The following is a 20,785-nucleotide window of genomic DNA, read 5'->3' as shown; positions in this document are numbered from 1 at the left end:
TCGGCAAAAAGCACGTGCGAACGGCAAAGCAAGTCGCGAATTCAGATTCATGCGGGGTTGGCATCCGGACGGCGGCGTCGACTGTCCGGCGTGGCCCGGGGTCGGGACGTGCGCTAGTCCGTGGCCGGCGGCGACGACAGCGCCGACGCCGATTCCCGTGCAGCCGCGTTGGGCAACGCCGCCGGCACGACTGGCAGACCGGAGGGCGCGCCGAGGATGACGTGAATGCGCCCGTCACGAGATCCGCTCACCCGCGCCCCGCCGACCTTCGCTGCGCCCGCACGCAGTGGCGCGCCGGCGGCAGCGATGACGGGCGCGTCCGGATTGAAGCGGCGGTAAAGCTCGAGCACCGCGGCGACATAGTCGCGCGTCTCGGCGTAAGGGGGAATCTGATTGGCGTGGCGCGCCACGGCCCCTTCGCCGGCGTTGTATGACGCGAGCACGAGTTCGAGACGATTCGGATAGCGCGATTGAAGATCACGCAGGTAACGCGCCCCCGTCAGGACATTCGTCCGCGGATCGGTCAGCTTGTCGGCTACTGTGCGTCGTGCGTCGGCACGCACACCGTAGCGCTCGCCCGTGGTCGGCAGCACCTGCATCAGCCCGACCGCGCCCTTCGGCGATACGGCGTCGCTGTCGAAGCCCGATTCGGCGGCGATGACCGCCTTGAGCAGCGCCGCATCGACGTGAAACTGCTTCGACGCCTGCGCGATCAGGGGCGCGAGTTTCTTCAGATTGGGATGACGCGCCAGCGCGTCGTAAAGGCGCGACCGGTCCGCGCCGCTGACGACACCGCCCTGCGACGTGCGCAGGTCGACATTGCCGCCCGTGCCAAGCACCAGGCGATAACGTGCATCGAGCTTGCGGGCAGCAAGGTGCGCGACACCGTTCTCGTCGACATAGCCATAGAGTTCGGCGTGCGCGAGCGATGTCGCGGCAAGCAGCGCGGCTGCCAGCGCGGCGCCCGCAAAACGCCTCAGGGACGCGGGCCGACGGATCGCGCGAAGCCGATCCGTCACCGGAAGTTGATTATTGCTGGCCTTTGACATGCACCTTGATCGTCTGGCTCATGGCCGGACCGTACGACCGGTGCGCACCGTCGGCGAACTGCATCGTCAACGTGTGGTCGCCCGGCGTGAGATTGACGGTCGTCTCGGTCTGGCCCTTGCCGAAATGCAGATGCGAGTCGTCTGCGGGTACGACCTGACCTGCCGGAATCGGATCGCCGTCGATGATGAGATGGTGATGGCCGGTGTTGGGCACCCCTTCCCCGGCCGGTTTGATCGCCATGCCTTCGACGCCGAACTTGACCACCACCGGGTTGCTCACCACGGCACCATTGGCCGGCGCCACGAAGAAGACGCGCGGCTGGGCCGCCTGTGCCAGAACCGCAGTGCTGGCGCACGCCAACGCCAACGGCACGACAATGCAACGCATGGAACGCAACATAACGCGACTCCCGGTAGGGTGGAGGTTGGATTATCCCATCATGTGAGCGCTCACGCTCGTCAGGACGTGCGTGAGGCTCCCATCATAGGAAACATTGCGAGCCCTTCAGATGTCGGCTTCGACTTCATTGCCCTTGGCTTCGAGCCAGCTGCGGCGCTGGGCCGCCTCGCCCTTGCCCATGAGCATGTTCATGCGTGCGACAGTGGCATCGAAATCGAGGCCGCCGAGCGCCACCGGGCTCAGCCGGCGGGTATCAGGGTTCATGGTCGTTTCCCAGAGCTGCTCCGCGCTCATCTCGCCCAGCCCCTTGAAACGGCTGATCGACCACGCGGTCTCGCGCACCCCGTCCTTGCGCAGCTTGTCGAGAATCGACTCGAGTTCGCCTTCGTCCAGCGCGTAGAGCTTCTGCGCGGGCTTCTTGCCACGGGCCGGCGCATCCACGCGATACAGCGGCGGACGCGCAACGTAGACGTGGCCCTTGGCGATGAGTTGCGGAAAATGCCGGAAGAATAGTGTGAGCAGCAGCACCTGGATATGCGAACCATCGACGTCAGCATCGGAGAGGATGCAGATCTTCCCGTAGCGCAGGTTCGACAGGTCAGGCGTATCGTTCGCGCCGTGCGGATCCACACCGATGGCCACGGCGATATCGTGCACTTCGTTGTTGGCGAAGAGGCGGTCGCGCTCGGTCTCCCACGTGTTGAGCACCTTGCCGCGCAACGGCAGAATCGCCTGAAACTCCTTGTCACGCCCCATCTTCGCCGACCCGCCCGCCGAGTCGCCCTCCACGAGGAAGAGTTCGTTGCGCGTGATGTCCTCGGTCTCGCAATCGGTCAACTTGCCCGGCAGCACCGCCACGCCGGAACTCTTCTTCTTCTCGATCTTCTGACCGGCGCGCGTGCGGGCCTGTGCCTGCCGGATCACGAGCTCGGCGAGCTTCTTGCCGTGCTCCACATGATGATTGAGCCACAGCTCAAGCGCGGGGCGCGTGAACGACGACACGAGACGCACGGCGTCGCGACTGTTCAGGCGTTCCTTGATCTGTCCCTGGAACTGCGGATCGAGCACCTTGGCGGAGAGCACGAACGACACGCGCGAGAAGACGTCTTCGGGCAGCAGTTTCACGCCCTTGGGCTGGAGATTGTGCAGTTCGATGAAGCCGCGCACGGCCTGGAACAACCCCTCGCGCAGGCCGGATTCATGCGTGCCGCCGGCCGGCGTGGGAATCAGGTTGACGTACGACTCCCGCACCTGGGCACCGTCTTCCGTCCAGGCCACGACCCACGCGGCGCCCTCGCCTTCCGCGAAGCTGTCTTCGCTGCCGTCGGCGAAACGCTCGCCTTCGAACAACGGGATGAGCGGCTCCGCGCCGTTGAGCGATTCGACCAGATACCCTCGCAGGCCATGCTCATAGAACCAGCTCTGCTCTTCGCCGTTCTTCTCCTGGCGCAACGTGACGCGCACGCCCGGCAACAGTACGGCCTTCGAGCGCAGCAGGCGTTGCAACTCGCCCAGCGGCAATGTGGGGCTGTCGAAGTATCGGGCGTCCGGCCAGACCGTGACACGCGTGCCACTCTTCTTCTCACCACGTTGCGCCGCTCGCGAATGCAGCGCCACGCTGACGTTGCCGCCGTCGGCGAATTCGAGCTCGGAGACCTGGCCGTCGCGCCAGACCGTCACGGCCAGCCGCGTGGCCAGAGCGTTCGTCACCGACACGCCCACCCCGTGGAGGCCGCCCGAGAAGGTGTAGGCGCCCCCGGCAGCCTTGTCGAACTTGCCACCGGCGTGCAGGCGCGTGAAGACGATTTCCACCACCGGCACCCCTTCCTCCGGATGGAGGCCGACCGGAATCCCGCGACCGTCGTCCTCGACGCTCACGGAGCCATCCCTGTTCAGGGTGACGAGAATCTGCTTGCCGTACCCGCCAAGCGCTTCGTCCGACGCGTTGTCGATGACTTCCTGAATGATGTGCAGCGGGTTTTCCGTGCGGGTGTACATGCCCGGGCGTTGCTTGACCGGCTCAAGGCCCTTGAGGACCTTGATGGACGCTTCGCTGTACTGGGCAGGCGTATTTTTTTTCGACATAGCGTGACTGAATTGGGGTTCGGCGCCCGGCGATTATCCACACTTCCTGTGGACAACCACGGGGAAAACCCATTAACACATGACAAAAGTGACGCCGGATCAACGACTTGAGTTGCGGCGCCCACATAATGGGCACTCGGTGCCGTCCGACGCGCGGACGGCACCGCATGAACGCGGTCTATTGTACTGTCACTCGCAGCGCCTTCGGGCCGGCGCGCCGCGGTGCCAAGGCAGGACGGCCGGACAAACGGCCGCCTGCGTGTCTTTCGTGTCGCAAAGCCTGTTGCAACGTGACTGGCGCAATCAGGCGCTCTCGCCGCGCTGCTTCGCCTCGAGCACTTCCCAGCGTTCGAGCGCCTCGAGCAACTCCAGTTCAATCGCTTCGAAACGTTCGGACAGCGCCGCCCCCGCCGACGGATCTTTCACAAAGATCGAACCGTCCTCGAGCCTGGCGGCCGCGTCTTTCTGCTCGTTTTCGAGCGCGGCGATGCGCTCGGGCAGCGCGTCGAGTTCGCGCTGCTCCTTGTAGCTGAGCTTGACCGTGCGGTTCGTGCCGCGTCGGGGTGCGCCCGCGGCTTCCTTCGGCGCTTCGTCTGTCGGGGCACGCTGCGCCGAAAGCGCCGCCGCGCGCTCGCTTTGCACCTGCCAGTCGGTGAAGCCGCCGACATATTCGCGCCAGTGGCCATCGCCCTCGGCGGCGATCACGGAGGTCACGACGTTGTCGAGGAACGTTCGGTCGTGACTCACCAGGAACACGGTGCCGCTGTACTCCTCGAGCAGCTCCTCGAGCAGTTCGAGCGTGGGGATATCCAGATCGTTGGTCGGTTCGTCGAGCACCAGCACATTGGCCGGACGCGCGAACAACCGCGCGAGAAGCAAACGATTGCGCTCACCGCCGGAGAGCGATTTCACCGGGGATCGGGCGCGCTCCGGCGAAAACAGGAAATCACCCAGATAGCTCATGACATGCTTGCGCGTGCCGTTGATTTCGATCCAGTCGCTGCCAGGGCTGATCGTGTCGAGCAGATTGCGTTCCGGGTCGAGTTGCGCGCGCATCTGATCGAAGTACGCCACCTGCAGGTTCGTGCCCACGCGAATCTGTCCGCTGTCCGGTGCGATTTCGCCGAGGATGAGCTTGAGCATGGTGGTCTTGCCCACGCCGTTCGGCCCCACGAGACCGACCTTGTCGCCGCGCATGAGCGTTGCCGAGAAGTCGCGCACGATCACCCGACCACCGTAGGACTTGGTGACGTTCGTCAGTTCCGCGACGATCTTGCCCGACTTTTCGGCCTGCGCAACGTCCATGCGCACGTTGCCCTGGATCTCGCGACGCTCGGCCCGCTCGTTGCGCATCGTCTTGAGCCGCTCGATGCGCGACACACTGCGCGTGCGACGCGCCTCCACGCCCTTGCGGATCCAGACTTCTTCCTGCGCGAGCAACTTGTCGAACTTCTCGTTCTCCACGCGCTCGACCTCGAGCTGGGCGGCCTTGCGTTCCTGATATTGCGTGAAATTGCCCGGGTAGGAGAGCAGACGGCCGCGATCGAGCTCGACGATGCGCGTGGCAACGCGATCGAGGAAGCTGCGGTCGTGCGTGATGAACAGCAGCGCGCCGCGATAACCGATCAGCAACTCTTCGAGCCAGCGAATCGCCTCGAAATCGAGGTGGTTGGTCGGTTCGTCGAGCAGCATCACGTCGGGCTTCGCCACCCAGGCCTGTGCGAGCGAAACACGCTTTTGCATCCCGCCGGAGAGCGCGCCCACGCGAGCATGGCCATCGAGGCCGAGCTGCGCGATGGTGGTCTCCACCCGCGTCTTGAGTTGCCAGGCGTCGGCAGCGTCGAGCGACGACTGCAAACTGTTCAGGCGGGCAAGCAGCGCGTCGTGCTCCGCGCCCTCCGGTGCGTCCGCGAGCGCCGCGGCGGTGTGATCGTAGTCGGACAGCATCACGTGCAGATCGCCCAGTCCAAGCGCGACCGCGTCGAACACGCTTTGTGCCGGATCGAATTGCGGCTCCTGCGGTACGTAGACCGTGTTCAAGCCTGCCTGACGCGCAACAAGGCCGTCGTCGGGCGCGGTCAGCCCCGCCACGATCTTGAGCAGCGACGACTTGCCGGCGCCATTGCGTCCGATAAGTCCGACGCGCTCACCGGCTTCGAGCGAAAAATCGGCATTGTCGAGCAATGCCACGTGACCGAACGCCAACTGGGCGCCCGTGATGGAGTACAAGGCCATGTGTCGGGAAACGCGTGAACTGCGATGGGAGATATTGTAGTGCCGGGCGTATTGCCCCGGCCGAAATTGCGGAACCGGCGGCGGCGACATTCGCCGCGCCGCCATGCCGACGCACACCTATGGGTTGACTGGCGCGCGCACCATTTCGATGTGCATGATGCCGTCTTCGTCATAGGGCTCGCTCGCCTTGACGAATCCGAAGCTGCCGTAAAACGCCTCGAGATGCGCCTGCGCGCCGATTCGCAGCGGGGCTTGCGGCCATTTCGCTTCGGCGATGGCCACGGCGCGTGAGAGCAATTCGCGCCCAAGCCCGGTGCCCCGGTGCGACGCCGCCGTAATCACCCGCCCGATCGACGCTTCGTCGTAGGCCAGCCCCGGAGGCAACAGCCGCAGGTACGCGGCAATCCGTGGCTGATTCGACGCGTCCCGCGATTGCGCGACAAGATGCAGGCTTTGAGGGTCGCGACCGTCGATGTCCTGATACGGGCATTGCTGCTCCACCACGAACACCGCGTTGCGCGCGGCCAGAATGCGGTAGAGCAACGTGGCGCCCAGTTCATCGAACGACTTGCACATCCATTCCATTCCCGACTCCCCAGCCTTGCGACGCAAAGGCGGGACTATAGCACCGTCGCCAAACGACGATGCCGCATCTCGCACATCGGGGGGAAGGGAAAAACCGGCTTACTGATAATAGACGATGCCCTGCTCGATATCGGCCCGGGCGTTACGCTCCGCGTCGTCGAGGGCGTTGCCCTGCGTGGCGAAACCATAGGCGGTCTGCACCTGGTACGCCCCCACCTTTTCGAGGCCCTGACGGGTCGGGCGGTGAATCTCGTAGAACGCGTCCCAGCGAGCATTGTCGCGCTCGACGGCATGAACGCTGTACTGGAATTCCTGATATTGCATTGTTTTCATTTTGTATGTTTCCTGCTGCAAAAAATTTTACTGATAACTATTCCTCTCGAATCGGCTTACGGTGATGAGAGTGCAAATTTGCACAAATGTTTCCGTGAAGTGCACGCAGCGTAGCGACCGAATGTGACAAACACACGACATTCGCGTGACCGACACAAGCGACTCAAGCAACATGAGCCCTACGGGGCTCGAGAGGTCGGGTCATGTCCGATGCGCCTGAGCGCGAATGCGATGCAAGACGGTGCAAGCTCGCGTGCGCACCTGCATTGCGCAAACCTGGCGCAAGGCGGGTGAGCTGAACGACTTCCTGGTTCGGGGAACGATGACCGCTCATCCGACACGGATGGCGGCGGGAACGCCTGGACGTTCGGGGCGGCAGCCACAACGCAACGCGCGACACCTCTGTAGTGGTTTTCGTGTCGTGCGCTCGCTTTCACCGGACAGGCAACGCTGTTGCCCGGCAAGGCATACCGCTGAAGACTACCCCCATGACTCCCGGAATTGACGGGAAATCGAGTGCAGTTGGCGAATGATAGCAGAAATCGACGCGCCGTGCCGTTTGGCGCGTCGACTCGATGCCAGACGCCTGACGTCAACGGCTTGCCGAGGGCTCGTCCATCTGCCGCAGAATCCAGTACATGTAGCCGGCGAACGCGCCGAAGATGACGTGCCCCGCGACCATCGTCCAGCCACGCGATTCGATGAACCACGGGAAAAGCTGCGTCATCACATGGAAGTTCACGGCGTACACGACCAGGCCGAACACGGCGCCGGCAAGCGACACGGTCACCACGTCCGAATCCAGCCGGAACGGGGCGACGATCGCGCCCAGCACCACGCCGAGCACCACGCCGATGGCCGCGTGGACGATCAGCGCCATGGCGACGATGGAAAGATCGAACGTGGCGGGCTGGGTAATGATGCCCGGGCCGAGGACGATGGCCGCGACCATGCGCGGCGGCACCCAGGGACTCTGGCCGGAGACCAGCAGCACCATGAGCATTTCCACGGCGGAGAAAAAGGCGCAGGCGACGAAACCGGCCACGGCGGCGGCGGCCCAGTCGGGCGAGCGGTGCGTGTAGCGATGCGAGTGGAGGTGCAGTTCCATGATGTCCTCCCGGAAGGGTCACTCACAGAGCCGCCGGTGGGACCGGCAGTGTTTTCAGGATAGGACAATCCGGGCGCAGTGAAAGTCGTGCGTACCGAGCCGCGCTATATACTGGGGCCGAACCCGCCGCCGGTGGGACTTTCGGGAGATATCGCATGTCCAGTCTGATTGGCTTGCTCGTCGCTATCGTGCTCGTCGGGATCCCCGTCTGGCGCATTCTGACCCGGCTGGGCCTGTCGCCGTGGTTCACGATATTGGCCTTCATTCCGGTGATCAACATCATTTCCCTGTGGCTGCTCTCTTATGCCAACTGGCCCGGGCAGCGTGCGTCCGCGCAGGCGCCGACGGTCTAGCGCCCGCGCAGCGGTGCCTCGCTTGCGCGGGGCATCGCGCGGGCGCCAGGGGCGCCTGCGTGTCGGCACGTCGATGCTCGCCCGTGGTGCAGTGCGGTACGGTAGAATATTTGCCAAACTCCGAACACTGGACTGGCATGAGCACAGAGCTGAACGCGGCATCCAATTTCATCCGCAACATCATTGACGAAGACAATCGCTCGGGTAAATGGGGCCAGCGCGTCGAGACGCGCTTCCCGCCAGAGCCGAACGGATATCTGCACATCGGTCACGCCAAGGCGATCTGCCTGAACTTCGGCGTGGCGCGCGACTACGACGGCGTGTGCCATCTGCGCTTCGACGACACCAACCCCGAAAAGGAAGAGACCGAATACGTCGACTCGATCATCGACATGGTCAAGTGGCTCGGTTTCAGCTACCAGACGCCGCAAAAGGAGCACCTGTACTTCGCGAGCGACTACTTCGAGCAGCTCTATCAGGGTGCCGAAATCCTGATCCAGCGCGGCAAGGCCTATGTCGACAGCCAGAGCGCCGAAGACATGCGTGCCAATCGGGGCACCCTCACCGAACCGGGCAAGGATTCGCCGTTCCGCAATCGCACCGTCGAGGAAAACCTCGATCTGTTCCGCCGCATGCGCGCGGGCGAATTCGCCGACGGCACGCACGTGCTGCGCGCCAAGATCGACATGGCGTCGCCGAACATCAACCTGCGCGACCCGGCGATTTACCGGATTCGCCACGCCCACCACCACCGCACGGGCGACGCGTGGTGCATCTACCCGATGTACACGTACGCCCATCCGCTCGAGGACGCCATCGAGAACATCACGCACAGTCTGTGCACGCTGGAGTTCGAAGACCAGCGTCCGTTCTACGACTGGGTACTCGGCGAGCTGGCCGATGCAGGCATGTTCACGCGCCCCACGCCGCAACAGATCGAATTCGCACGCCTGCAACTGACGTATGCGATCACGAGCAAGCGCAAGCTGCGCCAACTGGTCGACGAGAAGTTCGTCGACGGTTGGGACGATCCGCGCATGCCCACGCTGGTTGGCCTGCGTCGCCGCGGCTTCTCGCCCGAGAGCCTGCAACTGTTCTGCGAGCGCATCGGCGTTGCCAAGTCGGCATCGTGGATCGACATGAGCATTCTCGAGCAGGCATTGCGCGATGACCTCGATCCGAAGGCACCGCGCGCGACGGCCGTGCTCGATCCGCTCAAGCTGGTCATCGACAACTACCCCGAAGGCCAGCAGGAGGACTGCCAGGCGCCGGTGCATCCGCACTTCCCGGAGCGCGGCATGCGCACGTTCCCCATCTCGCGCGAGCTGTGGATCGAGCGCGAAGATTTCCAGGCCGAGCCGGTCAAGGGCTTCTTCCGGCTCTTCCCGGGCAACAAGGTGCGTCTGCGCTACGGGTACGTGGTCGAGTGCACCGGCTTCGACACCGATGCCGACGGCAATGTCACGGCGGTGCACTGCAACTACTTCGAAGACAGCCGTTCGGGCACGCCGGGCGCGGACAACTACAAGGTCAAGGGCAACATCCACTGGGTGAGCGCGGCGCACGCGCTGGCCGCGGAAGTGCGCATCTACGACCGCCTGTTCGTGGACCCGCATCCCGATGCTGGCGAAAAGAACTTCCTCGACGCCCTCAACCCGAATGCGAAGCGCGTCACGCAGGCGTACATCGAGCCGGGGCTGATGAGCGCGGCGCCGGAGGATCGCGTGCAGTTCGAGCGTCACGGCTACTTCGTTGCCGACCGTCACGACTCTGTCCCGGGCAAACCGGTGTTCAACCGCATCGTCTCGCTCAAGGACGGCTGGGCGGTGAAGCCGGCCAAGGGTGGCGGCAAGTAAGCCTCGGCATCCCGCCCCTAACCGCAAAAACCCGCGCTCCCGAGCGCGGGTTTTTGCTTTGGTGCCTTCGCTCTGGTCTTCGCCTGAAATACCTACTATAAGGCGCCCGCACACCCGTCTGCGTCGGTTCGGCGTATGCTCGCGACCGACATCGCCGGATACCCAGTCCGGCCTCGACTCACCGAATGCGCGTTCTCATTCGCCAGCCGCCGCTTCCGACACCCGTCCATGCCCACGCTCCGCCCTTCGTCAATGCACCCGGCCACATCGACCTCGCCGGGCGCGGCGCCATCACCGACCTCACCGACCTCACCGACCTTGCTGTCGGGCGGTGGGATCCTCCAACGCTTGGCGGATGCGCTACATGGACTGGCCGCGAACTTCGCGCAAATCTATTTCATCCCGTCGGCTGGCGCCGGTGTGTTGCTGCTTGCCGTCCTTGCGCTCGCCGATCGTCCTGCCGCCCTCACCGGACTGGCGGCCAGCGCGATCGCCTCGGCGATCGCGATCGCGCTGCGACTGCCGGCCGAGCAGAGACGAAAGGGACTTACAGGCTACAACGCAGCGCTCACCGGCGTCGCGTTCGGCGCGCTTTGGCAACCCGGCGTCGCGGGCTTCGTCTGGCTCGCGGCATGCGTGGCACTAACCGTCGTCGCGTCCGCCGAACTCGCGCGACGCCGGTTTCCAGCGCTCACGGGCCCCTTCATCGGCGTGATGGCGCTCTCCTGGGCCGCACAGTCCCGGGTCGGCCTGGTGCCTCGCGCGAGCGCGCTGGCCTGCGACGCCGCCACGCCCGGATTCGTGTTCTGCTCGGTGGGACAGGTGGTCTTCATCGCGCCGCTGGTGTTCGGCCTGCTGACCTGGTACGTGCTGGCACTCTGGAACGTTCGCGCCACGCTTTGGGCGCTCGCGGCGGCGGTAGCCGTCTGGGCGGGCCTCGTATCCGCCACCTCACTCGTCTCACGGACATTGCCGACATGGCTGGCGTCGCTCAACTCGCTCAGCTCGCTCGGCCAGTCCTGGCCGTCGGTCGCGGCCCAGGCCGGGGGGATGGGGGTGAATGCGTTTCTCGCCGCATTGGGCCTCGGTGCCCTCGGTCGCCCAACCGCCCAGCGCTTCGCGGGCGCTTGGCTGGCCAGCATTCTGTGTGTCGTGCTCGGTCACGTCCTCGCGCCGACCGGCTGGCCCTACTTCACCTTGCCGTTCAATCTGGCCGTCTGGGCGGTGCTCGCCGTCACCCGACCCCGGCCGTCTTCGGCAATCGCATAAAAAAATGCCCGGAACGTGGACGTTCCGGGCACTCGCTCATCGCTAACCCCGTTTCGGGAAGCTGCCGTCTGCGCGGCCGTGGAGATGACTCAGCTTCCCTGTGTGGTTTTGGCCTGCCCTCGCTCTCGATCGCGCCCTTTCGGGCACCGGAGCATTTTCAAGTACCGCTGTTGTTATCGCTGCCTCTTCCCTGACGCTCGCCAACGCCCCCCGACGTTACGAACCGCTGCCGAAGCCCAGGCCTCTTGCGTGCCATACCGGTATCAACGGCTGTTGGCGCAAAAAGTTGACCGGGGTATACACCGATCCGTTCGCGCAGATCTCACGATCCGCCGTATCACCCGGCGTCCGGTGCCCCGGCTGACGTTGCGGGCGATTTCACGACCGCATAGCGCGTCAACGTCTCCTGACGCGCCACGTCGTGGGCGACCAACGGCTCCGGATAGTTCTGCCCCAATACCACGCCGGCATCGCGCAAGGTCTGCGCATCGGCGCGCCAGGGCGCGTGCAGCGCCTTGTTAGGCAAATCGGCCAGTTCGGGCACGTACTTTCGGATGAATCGCCCTTCGGGGTCGAACTTCTCTGACTGCGTGACCGGATTGAAGATGCGGAAGTACGGCTGGGCATCGCAACCGGTCGAGGCAGCCCACTGCCACCCACCATTGTTCGCCGCCAGGTCGAAATCGTTGAGGGCCTGCGCGAAGTACGCCTCGCCGCGCCGCCAGTCGATGCCCAGATCCTTGACCAGAAAGCTCGCCGTCACCATTCGCAGGCGGTTGTGCATATAACCGGTCTCGTTGATCTGGCGCATCGCCGCGTCGACGAGCGGATAACCGGTGCGCCCCTCGCACCAGGCCAGGAACGCGGCGTCGGCCTCCTTGCCCGCAGCCCACTCGATCGCGTCGTACGCCGGCTTGAACGCCCGGCCGTCCACATGCGGGTGATGGTGCAGGATCATGAAATAGAAGTCGCGCCAGATCAGCTCGCCGAGCCATGTCTGCGCGCCGCGGCCGGCCTCGCCACCATGCTGCATGGCGGCGTGCGCCTCACGCGCGAGCGTGCGGATCGACACGGTGCCGAAGCGCAGATGCACGGACAGATAGCTCGGCCCACGCACGGCCGGATAGTCGCGTCGTTCGTGGTAGTGCGCCATACGTGGCAGGAAGTCGTCGAGCAGTTGCTGCGCTCCCGACTCCCCTGCGGGCACCGCGATGCGGCGCGACTCGGGCACATCGAAGCCCAACGTCGCCAACGACGGTATCGCCCCCTTCACGGCGCCCGGCGGCTGGGTCAATCGCCGGAAATCGGACGGTTTCCCGTGCGGTGCGAGGTCGACCGGCCTCACTTGCCTGAGCCAGGCGCGCTGGTACGGCGTGAATACGCTGTAGGGCTCGCCCTGTGCGCTCAGAACCTCGTTCATCTCGAAGATCACATGGTCTTTCACGAGTTCGAAAGCGATACCCTGATCTTCCAGCGAGCGGGCAACGGCACGATCGCGCCTGAGCGCGGCCGGCTCGTAGTCCCGGGCGGCGAACACCGCCTGCACACCGAGTGCCCTGGCCAGTGTCGGAATCTCATGCGCCGGGTCGCCGTGACGCACGACCAACCCGCCACCGCGCGCCTTGAGGGTTTCGTCGAGCTCGCAAACACTGTCGCGAATGAAAGCGACACGCCTGTCGTCACGCGGCAGTCCGTCGAGAATGGTCGTGTCGAAAACGAACGCGACATACACCTCGGCGCAACTCGCGAGCGCCTGCGCCAGCGAAGCGTTGTCCGTGCAGCGAAGATCGCGCCGCAGCCATACCAGACCTTTGTGGAATTCGCTCATGTCAGTTCGGCGCGACACCTGCGCGCCCAATTCGGTGGAATGCGAGGACGTCCTCGCCAAATCCCGTACCATAGCGAGATCGCGGACTTTTTGCCATCGGCCTCGATTACCTCATGATTCGGAAGTTTCCGATTTTGACTCAAATGCGCGCCGCGCCGGTCCTGGCGTGTCTCGCGGCGACGCTGCTCGCCACCGGCTGCGCCACCCCATCACGACCGCAAGCCGGCGCGACGCCCGCGCATGCCCCCGCGCCCGACGCCGCCACCCTGCGCGAGCGTCACCTGGCCGCGGCCGACGCCGCTGCCAACCAATACCGCACCTGTTTGTACGGACATGTGGCGCGCTACGTCAACCTCGAGCCCGACGCCGGGCGTCTGGCCGACGAGGCCGCGGCCGAGTGCGCCCCCATCACCGAGCGATTCCTCCGGGAACGTCGGGCGGCGGTGGTGACGTACGCGTCGCCGTCGGAGGCTTCGCAGCAAGCCGAGGCTGCCACGCTCACGCTCCAGGCGGACGGCTTGCGAGTCGCGCGCGCCCGCGCCACGGAGCTTCGGGCGCTGCGGTAGATCGACAGGGGTGACCGATACCACGGGGCATTGCGGCGCGACTTACGTAGTCTCCCGAACGTGCTTTCCCTAATCGGGCAAGCCCCGATTGGCGAAAAAACGGCAGGTCACCAAAATGAAACCGCCCTCTTACGTCCTTTTGGGGGTACTGCGACAACGTCATTTGCCCGCTTCGGCGGGCATTTTTCTTCGGTATCCACAATAAATGCGCCGCCAGTGCTCCGGGCGCGGGGAGGCCGCGATGTGCATCTTCTGCCAGCGCACCATGGATGTCACGTGTTGTCGCGCTCACGGGACGCCGGCGTGTTCGCATCCGCGATGCCATTGCGGGGTTCGTCGTGTCCCAGCCATCGGTGCGCGAGCGCTTCGACCCGCCCGCCGACCGCCAGCACGATAAGCAGCAGCATCATGGCGGCCACCGCGATATGCCAGCGGCCCAGACCGCAGATGATACCGATCCCCGTGGTACTCCAGAGTGCCGCCGCCGTGGTGAACCCGTGAACCGAGGCGCCTCGGCTGGGCCGGACGATACAACCTGCGCCGAGAAACCCGATCCCCGCGACGATTCCCTGCACGACGCGGCTGACTGACGAGTTGTCGTAGGTCAGCGCCGAGCCCGGAAACGGCACCACGGCCAGCACGAACAAGGCCGAGCCGAACGACACGATCGCCAACGTGCGCAAGCCGACTGACTTGTGATGCAGATTGCGGTTCAGGCCCACGAGGCCGCCCAGGATCAGGGCCGCGGTGAGCCGCAACGTGACTTCGATGATCTCCGTCATCCTTCACCTCGTCTGGGTGCGCATTGCTGCGCGAGTCATACGTCATGTGCGCTGTCGCGCGACGCGGCCTTGGCAAGCCGCGCGCGTGCCACGTTCCCGCGATCGCCGGCGCGTCATCTACGCCTGTGATGCCCCATTATCGCCCGCGTTCGTGGACAAGGTGCGCTCAACGGCGTCCCAGTCGTCGAACAGTCGCAGTTGACGCGTCGCTTCGGCGTCGAGCATCCGCACGCCCACGCCCAGCAATCGTACGGGCCGACGCTTGCGGCCCACGGCTTCGGCCAGCAGCTCGCGGCATTGACGGGCGTCCACCCCCAACGCCCCGGCCTCGGCCGTCGTGCGCGAGAAGTCGGCAAAACGAATCTTGACGAAGACCTTGGCGATGGCGAACGGCTCGTTGCGCCGCGCGCGCTCGATGCGCTCGGCGAGCAGGCGAAGCAGTGGATCGAGGGCCGCCTCGCAGTCGGCCAGCGTGCGCAAGTCGCGCGTGTAGGTCGTCTCGACGCTGATGGATTTCCGCTCGCGGTCGGGGCTGACTTCGCGCGTGTCGATGCCTCGGCAACGCTCGAACAGCCGCTGCCCGAACACGCCGAAACGCTCGATGAGCTCGGTCAGCGAGTGGCTTCGCAAATCCGCGCAGGAATCCACGCCCAGCGCGCGAAGCTTCTCCGCTGTCACCTTGCCGACGCCGAACAGGCGCTCCACCGGAAGCGCCGCCACGAAGGCGTCCACCTCGGCGGGCTTCACCACGAACAGGCCGTCGGGCTTGCGCCAGTCACTGGCGATCTTGGCAATGAACTTGTTGGGCGCCACGCCCGCCGAAACGGTGAGTCCCACTTCCGCGGCCACGCGTGCGCGAATCTCGCGAGCCATCAGCGTGGCCGAGCCCTCGCAGCGATCGCCAAGGGTGACGTCGAGATACGCTTCGTCGAGCGACAAGGGTTCGACGAGGTCGGTGTAATCGCGATAGATCGCCATGATCCGCCGGGACGCTTCCTGGTACCGCGCCATCGAAGGCGGAATGATTCGCAAGTCGGGGCACAGCTTAACGGCCTGCGCCGAGGGCATGGCCGAGCGCACGCCAAAGGCGCGCGCCTCGTAATTGCAGGTGGCGACCACCCCGCGCTGATCCGGCTGGCCGCCCACCGCCAGAGGAATCCCGCGCAGCGACGGGTCGTCCCGCATCTCGACGGAGGCGTAGAAACAGTCGGCGTCGCAGTGAATGATCTTGCGCGTGGCGGGTGACATGGCGGGCAGCGAAAATACTGTGCAAATATACAGCATTCACGAGAGATTTGCGCCCCAACTGCGCCCCCCCCCGCCATCGCGCTCGGCACGCATCCCACTCGTCACACGCCGCACACTCGTCACATGCGCCAGGTGCGTCACACTCAACGCACCGGCAGGAACTGGAGAAACTGGGCACCCAGCAGGTTTTGCACGTAGCCAATTCCGGCGCGGCGAAATTTTTCGTCGAGCATCTCGGCGAGCAGGTCGAGCCGACCGACGATCTTGCCGAACTCGCGCTCGAAGCTCACGTTTCGCACCTCGGCGATTTCGTTCGCCAGCAACAACGGATGTCCGGCCGTGTCCTGACGGCTCGCGAGCAGCCACGCCGCGATTTCCACATTGCGCGCCGCGTTGTAGATACGCTGCGCATCGAGGCCGTCGCTCAGGTAGAACACCGTCGAGCCACCGTGCGCCGTAATGATCGTGTCCGACAGGCTGAAGATGAACGCGGCCACGCGATCCCCCTGGAACGCCGGGTCGAGCGACAGCGACAGCGCGCGCACGTCGCGCAGCGCTTTGAGCTCGGGCAGCGTGCGGCGTCCTTCGACCGCCGCGCGAAGTTGCGTCATCGCCTGAGCTTGCGACGCGGCCCCCGACTTTCGCCATTCTCTCGGATTGCGCTTGTAGAGCTTGTCGGCCAGCAGGTACAGGCTCTCGAGGTTGGCACGCATGCCCAGCGTCGCCATGCGATTGATGTCGGTCTGCGCCAGATCGCCGGTCGTCATCGGCGTGGAGCGCACCGCCCCGCGATCGGTCGGCGCGTCCTGATAAGACGCGCAGCCGGCGCACAATGCAGCGACCGTGGCGACGCCGAGCACGGTCACGGCGGTCCATCGGCGTGGCGCGACTCGGGTGAAGTCCGCGAGCCAGTGTCGTCGTTCGGGAAGTGCAAGCCTTCGGGTCATCGGAGGTCGGAGCGCCAGGCGGTGAAGTCAGCGACGACTTTACGCGATCGCCCGCCGGACTTCGCGACGCTCCCGCCCGAAAAATTGTGACATTCGGTAACGCGCCGCCGATCAGGGCACCAGTGCATCGCGCACCTGCGCGAACAACGGATGCACCATCGCTTCCTCGAGCCGGAGCACCGGGGTGACGCAACAATCGGCGTGGGCGAAGCGCTCGACCCACTCGCGCTGCGACGCGCCCGCGAAGACCGCCGCCAACTCGGCGTGCAGCGCACGCGCGTCGTCGCCGCCCACGACCTGACCGAGCGACCAGTGACGCGACTTCCATTCGTTGCGCCCCAGTACGTCGCACAGGGTCTGCCAGAACTTGAGTTCGAGCGCCCCGACTGCCATGAAGCGATTGTCGCGCGTGCGATAGACCTGGTAACAGGGCACGCCGCCGTTGAGGAGATCGCCGCCGGCGCGCGCCGTGCACCCCTGGCGATGCATCGCCACGGCGGGCACGATGTTCGAGCGAAATACCTCGTGCGTCATGGAAATATCGAGCCAGCGGCCACGACCGGTGCGTTGCGCCGACACCAGCGCCGCCAGCACGGCCTGCACCGCAGCCTGGCCGCCCCCGTAGAGGTCGCCGATCTGGAAGTTCGGGACGATCGGCGCATCGAGCGCGTCGCAGAGCTGATCGAGCACCCCCGCGTAACCGATGTAGTTGATGTCGTGCCCCGCCGCCTGCGACATCGGCCCCTGCTGCCCGTATCCGCTGATCGACGCCATCACGAGCGACGGGCGTCGCCGCGCCAGCGAGGCGTAATCGAAACCGAGCCGGGCCATCACGCCGGGACGAAACCCTTCGAGCAGGATGTCCGCGCGCGCCACCCAGTCGAGAAAAGTCGCCCGGTCGGTGTCGTCCTTGAGGTCGAGGCGCATCACGGTCTTGCCGCGATTGAGTAGCCGCCAGAACCCGCCCGGCGGCATCTCCCCGTCGCCCAGCATCATCTCGCGCGCATAGTCGCCCGCGCCCTTGTCCTCGATCTTGACGACGTGCGCGCCCAGCGCGGCGAGTCGCATGCCCGCGAGCGGGCCCGGCAGCAAACGTGTGAGATCCAGCACGGTCACACCATCGAGCGGCGCATCAGCGCCTGCATGGGAACCATCGGCTTCGGGCGTGGTGGCGGTGTCGGTCATGGCGTGGTGGCAGTCGGCGAACTCGGAGGCTCAACCGTACCTCGCCGCGGGGTTTGACCGCAACCGGCCGGCGAGCCACTTTCGTTCGGAAAATGCCGATTGCGCCCGGCCCGGCGTTGGCCTCTCACAAAACGGGACCTGCGCCGTCGGCCTCCTCGCCCTCCTCGCCCTCCTCGCTGGCGTCACCCGCGTCGCCGGCGTCTCGCGGTGTCGATGCGTGCGCGGGCCCGGCCACCACCCCCTCGTCGAACAGTCGGGCGATCTGGCTGTCGAGGTACCCCAGCTCGCGCAGAATTTCGGCGGTGTGCTCCCCGGTCGCGGGCAACGCTCGGCGCGCCGGCAGTCGCTGGCCCGCCATCGCAATCGGCAGCAGCGGCACGCGCGTGTGCTCGCCATGCTCCGTCACCAGATCGCCCAGGCCGCCGCTCGCGAGCAGATGAGGATCGTCGAACAACGCCTGCGGCTTGACGATCGGCGCGAACGGCAGGCCGTGGCGCTCGAACGCCGCCGCCAGATAGTCGGCGTCGAAGCCCTGCATCATCTCGCGCAGCAACGGCAACAGCCAGTCCCGCGCCAGCACCCGATCGTTGTTGGTGGCCAGCCGCGCGTCCTCGGCCAGATCATGACGGCCGAACACATCGCAAAAAATCCGCCACTGCGAATCGCTCACCACGGCCAGAAAGATTTGCACACCGTCGCGCGCGGCGAAGACGTCGTAGATGCCCCACGCCGAGACCCTCGCCGGCATCGGGTCGGGCGCCACGCCGGTGACGGCGAACTGCTGCATGTGCTGCGCGGCGAGCAGCACGCAATTCTCGAAGAGTGCACCCTGCACTTCCTGCCCGCGTCCGGTGCCCTTGCGCTCGTAGAGCGCCGCGAGCGCCGCGAGCGCACCGAACACGCCCCCCATGATGTCGTTGACCGATGCCCCGGCGCGCAGCGGCTGGCCGGGCGGCCCTGTCATGTACGCCAGCCCTGCCATCATCTGCACGACCTCGTCGAGCGCCGTACGCCCCGCATACGGCCCTGACAGAAAGCCCTTGAGAGACACATAGACCAGCGCCGGATTCAGGCGCGAAAGCGTGGCGTAATCCAGTCCGATCCGACGCATGCGGCCGGGCTTGAAGTTCTCGGTCAGCACGTCCGCCCTGGCCGCCAGACGCAGGATGAGCTCGCGTCCCTCCGGCCGGGTCACGTCGACGGCAAGACTGCGTTTGTTGCGGTTGAACGCCCGGAAGAAACCGGCACCGGTCCCAAGCAGACCCCGCGTCGCATCGCCGCCGACCGGTTCCACCTTGATGACGTCGGCGCCGAGATCGCCGAGCACCATGCCGCACGTGGGTCCCATGACCATATGGGAAAACTCCACGACACGAATGCCCTTCAATGGCATCGGTGTCGCAGGGGACGCGTCCTGCATCGACTATCCTCCCCAACCCGTATGCGACGCCTCACGGTGCACCCGGTCCGGCACGCTCGCGGGATGCGACGGGATTCCGTCGCGCCGCAGTTGATCGAATCCGGCGATATGCCCCGCGAGGGCACTCGCCGCCACCGTGGCCGGACTGTCCGGCCACCTCTGTTCCGCGCCCGAATTCAAACCACCGTTCGTGGACCGATGTTCAGTGATACTGGCGATTTGCCTGCGCGGCGAAGGTATTGGTCCAGGTGTCGCCCAGCCGGATCTGCGACGGTTTGACTTCGGGCGAAAACGACGCCAACGCCTTGAGCGCCGTGGCCGGGCCGCCGGCGGGCATCATGCCGTCGGGCGAGAACGCCTCGCGACAGTTGGCGAACGCCTTCAGGTAGAGCGCCTGATTGCCGAGCAAATACGATTCCGGTACTGTCCTTATCAGATCGGCCGCCGACGCGTGCTGGAGCCATTTGTCCGCGCGCACGATCGCATTGGCGAGTGCCTGCACCGTGCGCGGATGCTTCTGGATGAAGCTCTGCGGCGCGTACATCACGGCGGCCGGCATCGCGCCGCCGAACACGGCGCGCGTGCCCGCCTGGGTACGCGTGTCGACGAGCACCTTGAGGTCCCCCGACTCTTGCAGCAACGTGATCATCGGATCGACGTTCGAGACGGCATCGATCTGCCCGCCGCGCACGGCGGCGACCACCGTTGCGTTGCTCCCGACGCCCACGATCGACACGTCGCCCGGCTTAAGTCCCGCCCTGGCCAGGGCGACATTGACGAGCATGTGCGTGCTCGAGCCCGGTGCGCTCACGCCGACGCGCATGCCCTTCAGATCCTTGACCGACTTCACTTCGCCCGCCTTGGCCTTGACCACACCCAGTACCAGTTGCGGCGCCGCGCCCAGCACCACGAACGCCTGATACGTCAGGCCCTTGGTCTGCATGAGCAGCGTATGCTCGAACGCGCCGGCGCCCACGTCGGCGCTGCCGCCCACCACGGCCTGCAAGGCTTTCGAGCCACCGGCGAAGTCGTCGATGGTCACCTCCAGGCCTTCGTCCCGGAAGTAGCCGAGTTGTTCGGCGATGGTCAGCGGCAGGTAATAGAGCCCGGGCTTCCCGCCCACGGCGATGGTGATCTTCGGCTTCTCCAGCGGCTGTGCCGACGCGGCGGACGCAGCGGACGCGGCTGGCGCGCCGGGACTCAGGCTCAATGCCACGAGGCCCAGCACCATCAGCGTGAGAACGAGGATCAGTCGTCCCACGGCATCGCGCACACGGCGCGCGTCGGCTTGTCTCATCGCGTGTCTCCTCCCGCCCGATGCGGGACACAGGCGCGCTCCGGCTCGTCGGCCGGAATCGCTATCGGCCCGGAAAGCATCGCCTCGTGATGTCAAGGCGACAAGTTGTGTTTCGGCATGCCACGCATCGCCGTTCGCGATGTCTGGAAGCACGCCTGCCGCCCCGACGCCTTTGCTCGATGCGTCGCCCTACCCCCGCCGCAAACCCTTCGACCGTCTCGGTGACGCTTCGCGCCCCC

At 65.6% G+C, this 20,785-nt stretch carries 18 protein-coding genes; 4 read left to right on the top strand and 14 right to left on the bottom strand.

The window, feature by feature from the left end:
* Nucleotides 1-113 precede the first annotated feature (113 nt).
* The 7 genes from PMO31116_RS12240 to PMO31116_RS12210 all read right to left on the bottom strand — a co-directional run bounded on the left by PMO31116_RS12240 (nucleotide 114) and on the right by PMO31116_RS12210 (nucleotide 7,795).
* Nucleotides 114-1,049, bottom strand: a complete 936-nt coding sequence (locus tag PMO31116_RS12240; protein WP_150566955.1) for a lytic transglycosylase domain-containing protein — start codon at nucleotides 1,047-1,049, stop codon at nucleotides 114-116.
* Entirely contained in the window at nucleotides 1,030-1,449 is a 420-nt protein-coding gene (locus tag PMO31116_RS12235; protein ID WP_174971241.1) for a DUF4399 domain-containing protein, read from the bottom strand. Before PMO31116_RS12235 ends, PMO31116_RS12240 begins: the two co-directional genes overlap by 20 nt.
* A gap of 105 nt (nucleotides 1,450-1,554) precedes the next feature.
* Complete coding sequence (locus PMO31116_RS12230) at nucleotides 1,555-3,534, bottom strand: DNA topoisomerase IV subunit B (protein WP_150566954.1); 1,980 nt, start codon at nucleotides 3,532-3,534, stop codon at nucleotides 1,555-1,557.
* Nucleotides 3,535-3,837: 303 nt separating this feature from the next.
* A complete protein-coding gene (locus PMO31116_RS12225) occupies nucleotides 3,838-5,769 on the bottom strand; it encodes an ATP-binding cassette domain-containing protein (RefSeq protein WP_150566953.1) in 1,932 nt (643 codons plus the stop codon).
* A gap of 117 nt (nucleotides 5,770-5,886) precedes the next feature.
* Nucleotides 5,887-6,354 carry a GNAT family N-acetyltransferase gene (locus tag PMO31116_RS12220; protein WP_150566952.1) on the bottom strand — a complete coding sequence of 156 codons (468 nt, stop codon included), beginning with the start codon at nucleotides 6,352-6,354 and terminating at the stop codon, nucleotides 5,887-5,889.
* Between the two features lie 99 nt (nucleotides 6,355-6,453).
* A complete protein-coding gene (locus tag PMO31116_RS12215; protein ID WP_150566951.1) occupies nucleotides 6,454-6,687 on the bottom strand; it encodes a hypothetical protein in 234 nt (77 codons plus the stop codon).
* Nucleotides 6,688-7,279: 592 nt separating this feature from the next.
* Nucleotides 7,280-7,795 carry a hypothetical protein gene (locus tag PMO31116_RS12210; protein ID WP_150566950.1) on the bottom strand — a complete coding sequence of 172 codons (516 nt, stop codon included), beginning with the start codon at nucleotides 7,793-7,795 and terminating at the stop codon, nucleotides 7,280-7,282.
* A 155-nt stretch (nucleotides 7,796-7,950) separates the two neighbouring features.
* Here PMO31116_RS12210 and PMO31116_RS12205 point away from each other — a divergent pair, with 155 nt between their 5' ends.
* The 3 genes from PMO31116_RS12205 to PMO31116_RS12195 all read left to right on the top strand — a co-directional run bounded on the left by PMO31116_RS12205 (nucleotide 7,951) and on the right by PMO31116_RS12195 (nucleotide 11,273).
* Nucleotides 7,951-8,148: a hypothetical protein gene (locus PMO31116_RS12205; protein WP_023596743.1), complete on the top strand. Its 198-nt coding sequence runs from the start codon at nucleotides 7,951-7,953 to the stop codon at nucleotides 8,146-8,148.
* 137 nt (nucleotides 8,149-8,285) lie between these two features.
* Entirely contained in the window at nucleotides 8,286-10,004 is a 1,719-nt protein-coding gene (locus tag PMO31116_RS12200) for a glutamine--tRNA ligase/YqeY domain fusion protein (protein ID WP_150566949.1), read from the top strand.
* A 135-nt stretch (nucleotides 10,005-10,139) separates the two neighbouring features.
* Entirely contained in the window at nucleotides 10,140-11,273 is a 1,134-nt protein-coding gene (locus tag PMO31116_RS12195; protein WP_150566948.1) for an urea transporter, read from the top strand.
* A 337-nt stretch (nucleotides 11,274-11,610) separates the two neighbouring features.
* On the opposite strand, the gene PMO31116_RS12190 is transcribed toward PMO31116_RS12195, so the two are convergent.
* Nucleotides 11,611-13,101 carry a cryptochrome/photolyase family protein gene (locus PMO31116_RS12190; RefSeq protein ID WP_150566947.1) on the bottom strand — a complete coding sequence of 497 codons (1,491 nt, stop codon included), beginning with the start codon at nucleotides 13,099-13,101 and terminating at the stop codon, nucleotides 11,611-11,613.
* A 113-nt stretch (nucleotides 13,102-13,214) separates the two neighbouring features.
* Here PMO31116_RS12190 and PMO31116_RS12185 point away from each other — a divergent pair, with 113 nt between their 5' ends.
* The gene (locus tag PMO31116_RS12185; RefSeq protein WP_150566946.1) at nucleotides 13,215-13,667 is read left to right on the top strand and encodes a hypothetical protein; all 453 of its coding nucleotides are present in this window, start codon (nucleotides 13,215-13,217) and stop codon (nucleotides 13,665-13,667) included.
* Between the two features lie 272 nt (nucleotides 13,668-13,939).
* Here PMO31116_RS12185 and PMO31116_RS12180 read toward each other — a convergent pair whose 3' ends face one another.
* The 6 genes from PMO31116_RS12180 to PMO31116_RS12155 all read right to left on the bottom strand — a co-directional run bounded on the left by PMO31116_RS12180 (nucleotide 13,940) and on the right by PMO31116_RS12155 (nucleotide 20,546).
* A complete protein-coding gene (locus PMO31116_RS12180; RefSeq protein WP_150566945.1) occupies nucleotides 13,940-14,449 on the bottom strand; it encodes an MgtC/SapB family protein in 510 nt (169 codons plus the stop codon).
* Between the two features lie 117 nt (nucleotides 14,450-14,566).
* The gene (gene dinB, locus PMO31116_RS12175; protein ID WP_150566944.1) at nucleotides 14,567-15,697 is read right to left on the bottom strand and encodes a DNA polymerase IV; all 1,131 of its coding nucleotides are present in this window, start codon (nucleotides 15,695-15,697) and stop codon (nucleotides 14,567-14,569) included.
* 143 nt (nucleotides 15,698-15,840) lie between these two features.
* On the bottom strand, nucleotides 15,841-16,644 hold the full coding sequence (locus PMO31116_RS12170; protein ID WP_246185266.1) for a hypothetical protein: 804 nt from the start codon (nucleotides 16,642-16,644) through the stop codon (nucleotides 15,841-15,843).
* A gap of 111 nt (nucleotides 16,645-16,755) precedes the next feature.
* Complete coding sequence (locus PMO31116_RS12165) at nucleotides 16,756-17,829, bottom strand: CaiB/BaiF CoA transferase family protein (protein WP_150566943.1); 1,074 nt, start codon at nucleotides 17,827-17,829, stop codon at nucleotides 16,756-16,758.
* A 124-nt stretch (nucleotides 17,830-17,953) separates the two neighbouring features.
* Nucleotides 17,954-19,249, bottom strand: a complete 1,296-nt coding sequence (locus PMO31116_RS12160) for a CaiB/BaiF CoA transferase family protein (protein ID WP_246185265.1) — start codon at nucleotides 19,247-19,249, stop codon at nucleotides 17,954-17,956.
* 202 nt (nucleotides 19,250-19,451) lie between these two features.
* On the bottom strand, nucleotides 19,452-20,546 hold the full coding sequence (locus PMO31116_RS12155; RefSeq protein ID WP_150566942.1) for an ABC transporter substrate-binding protein: 1,095 nt from the start codon (nucleotides 20,544-20,546) through the stop codon (nucleotides 19,452-19,454).
* Nucleotides 20,547-20,785: the final 239 nt, after the last annotated feature.

The organism is Pandoraea morbifera, from assembly GCF_902459575.1.
Lineage (GTDB): Bacteria > Pseudomonadota > Gammaproteobacteria > Burkholderiales > Burkholderiaceae > Pandoraea > Pandoraea morbifera.
The sequence above is the reverse complement of the archived record's forward strand: the minus strand, read 5'-3'. Positions and strand labels throughout refer to the sequence as shown.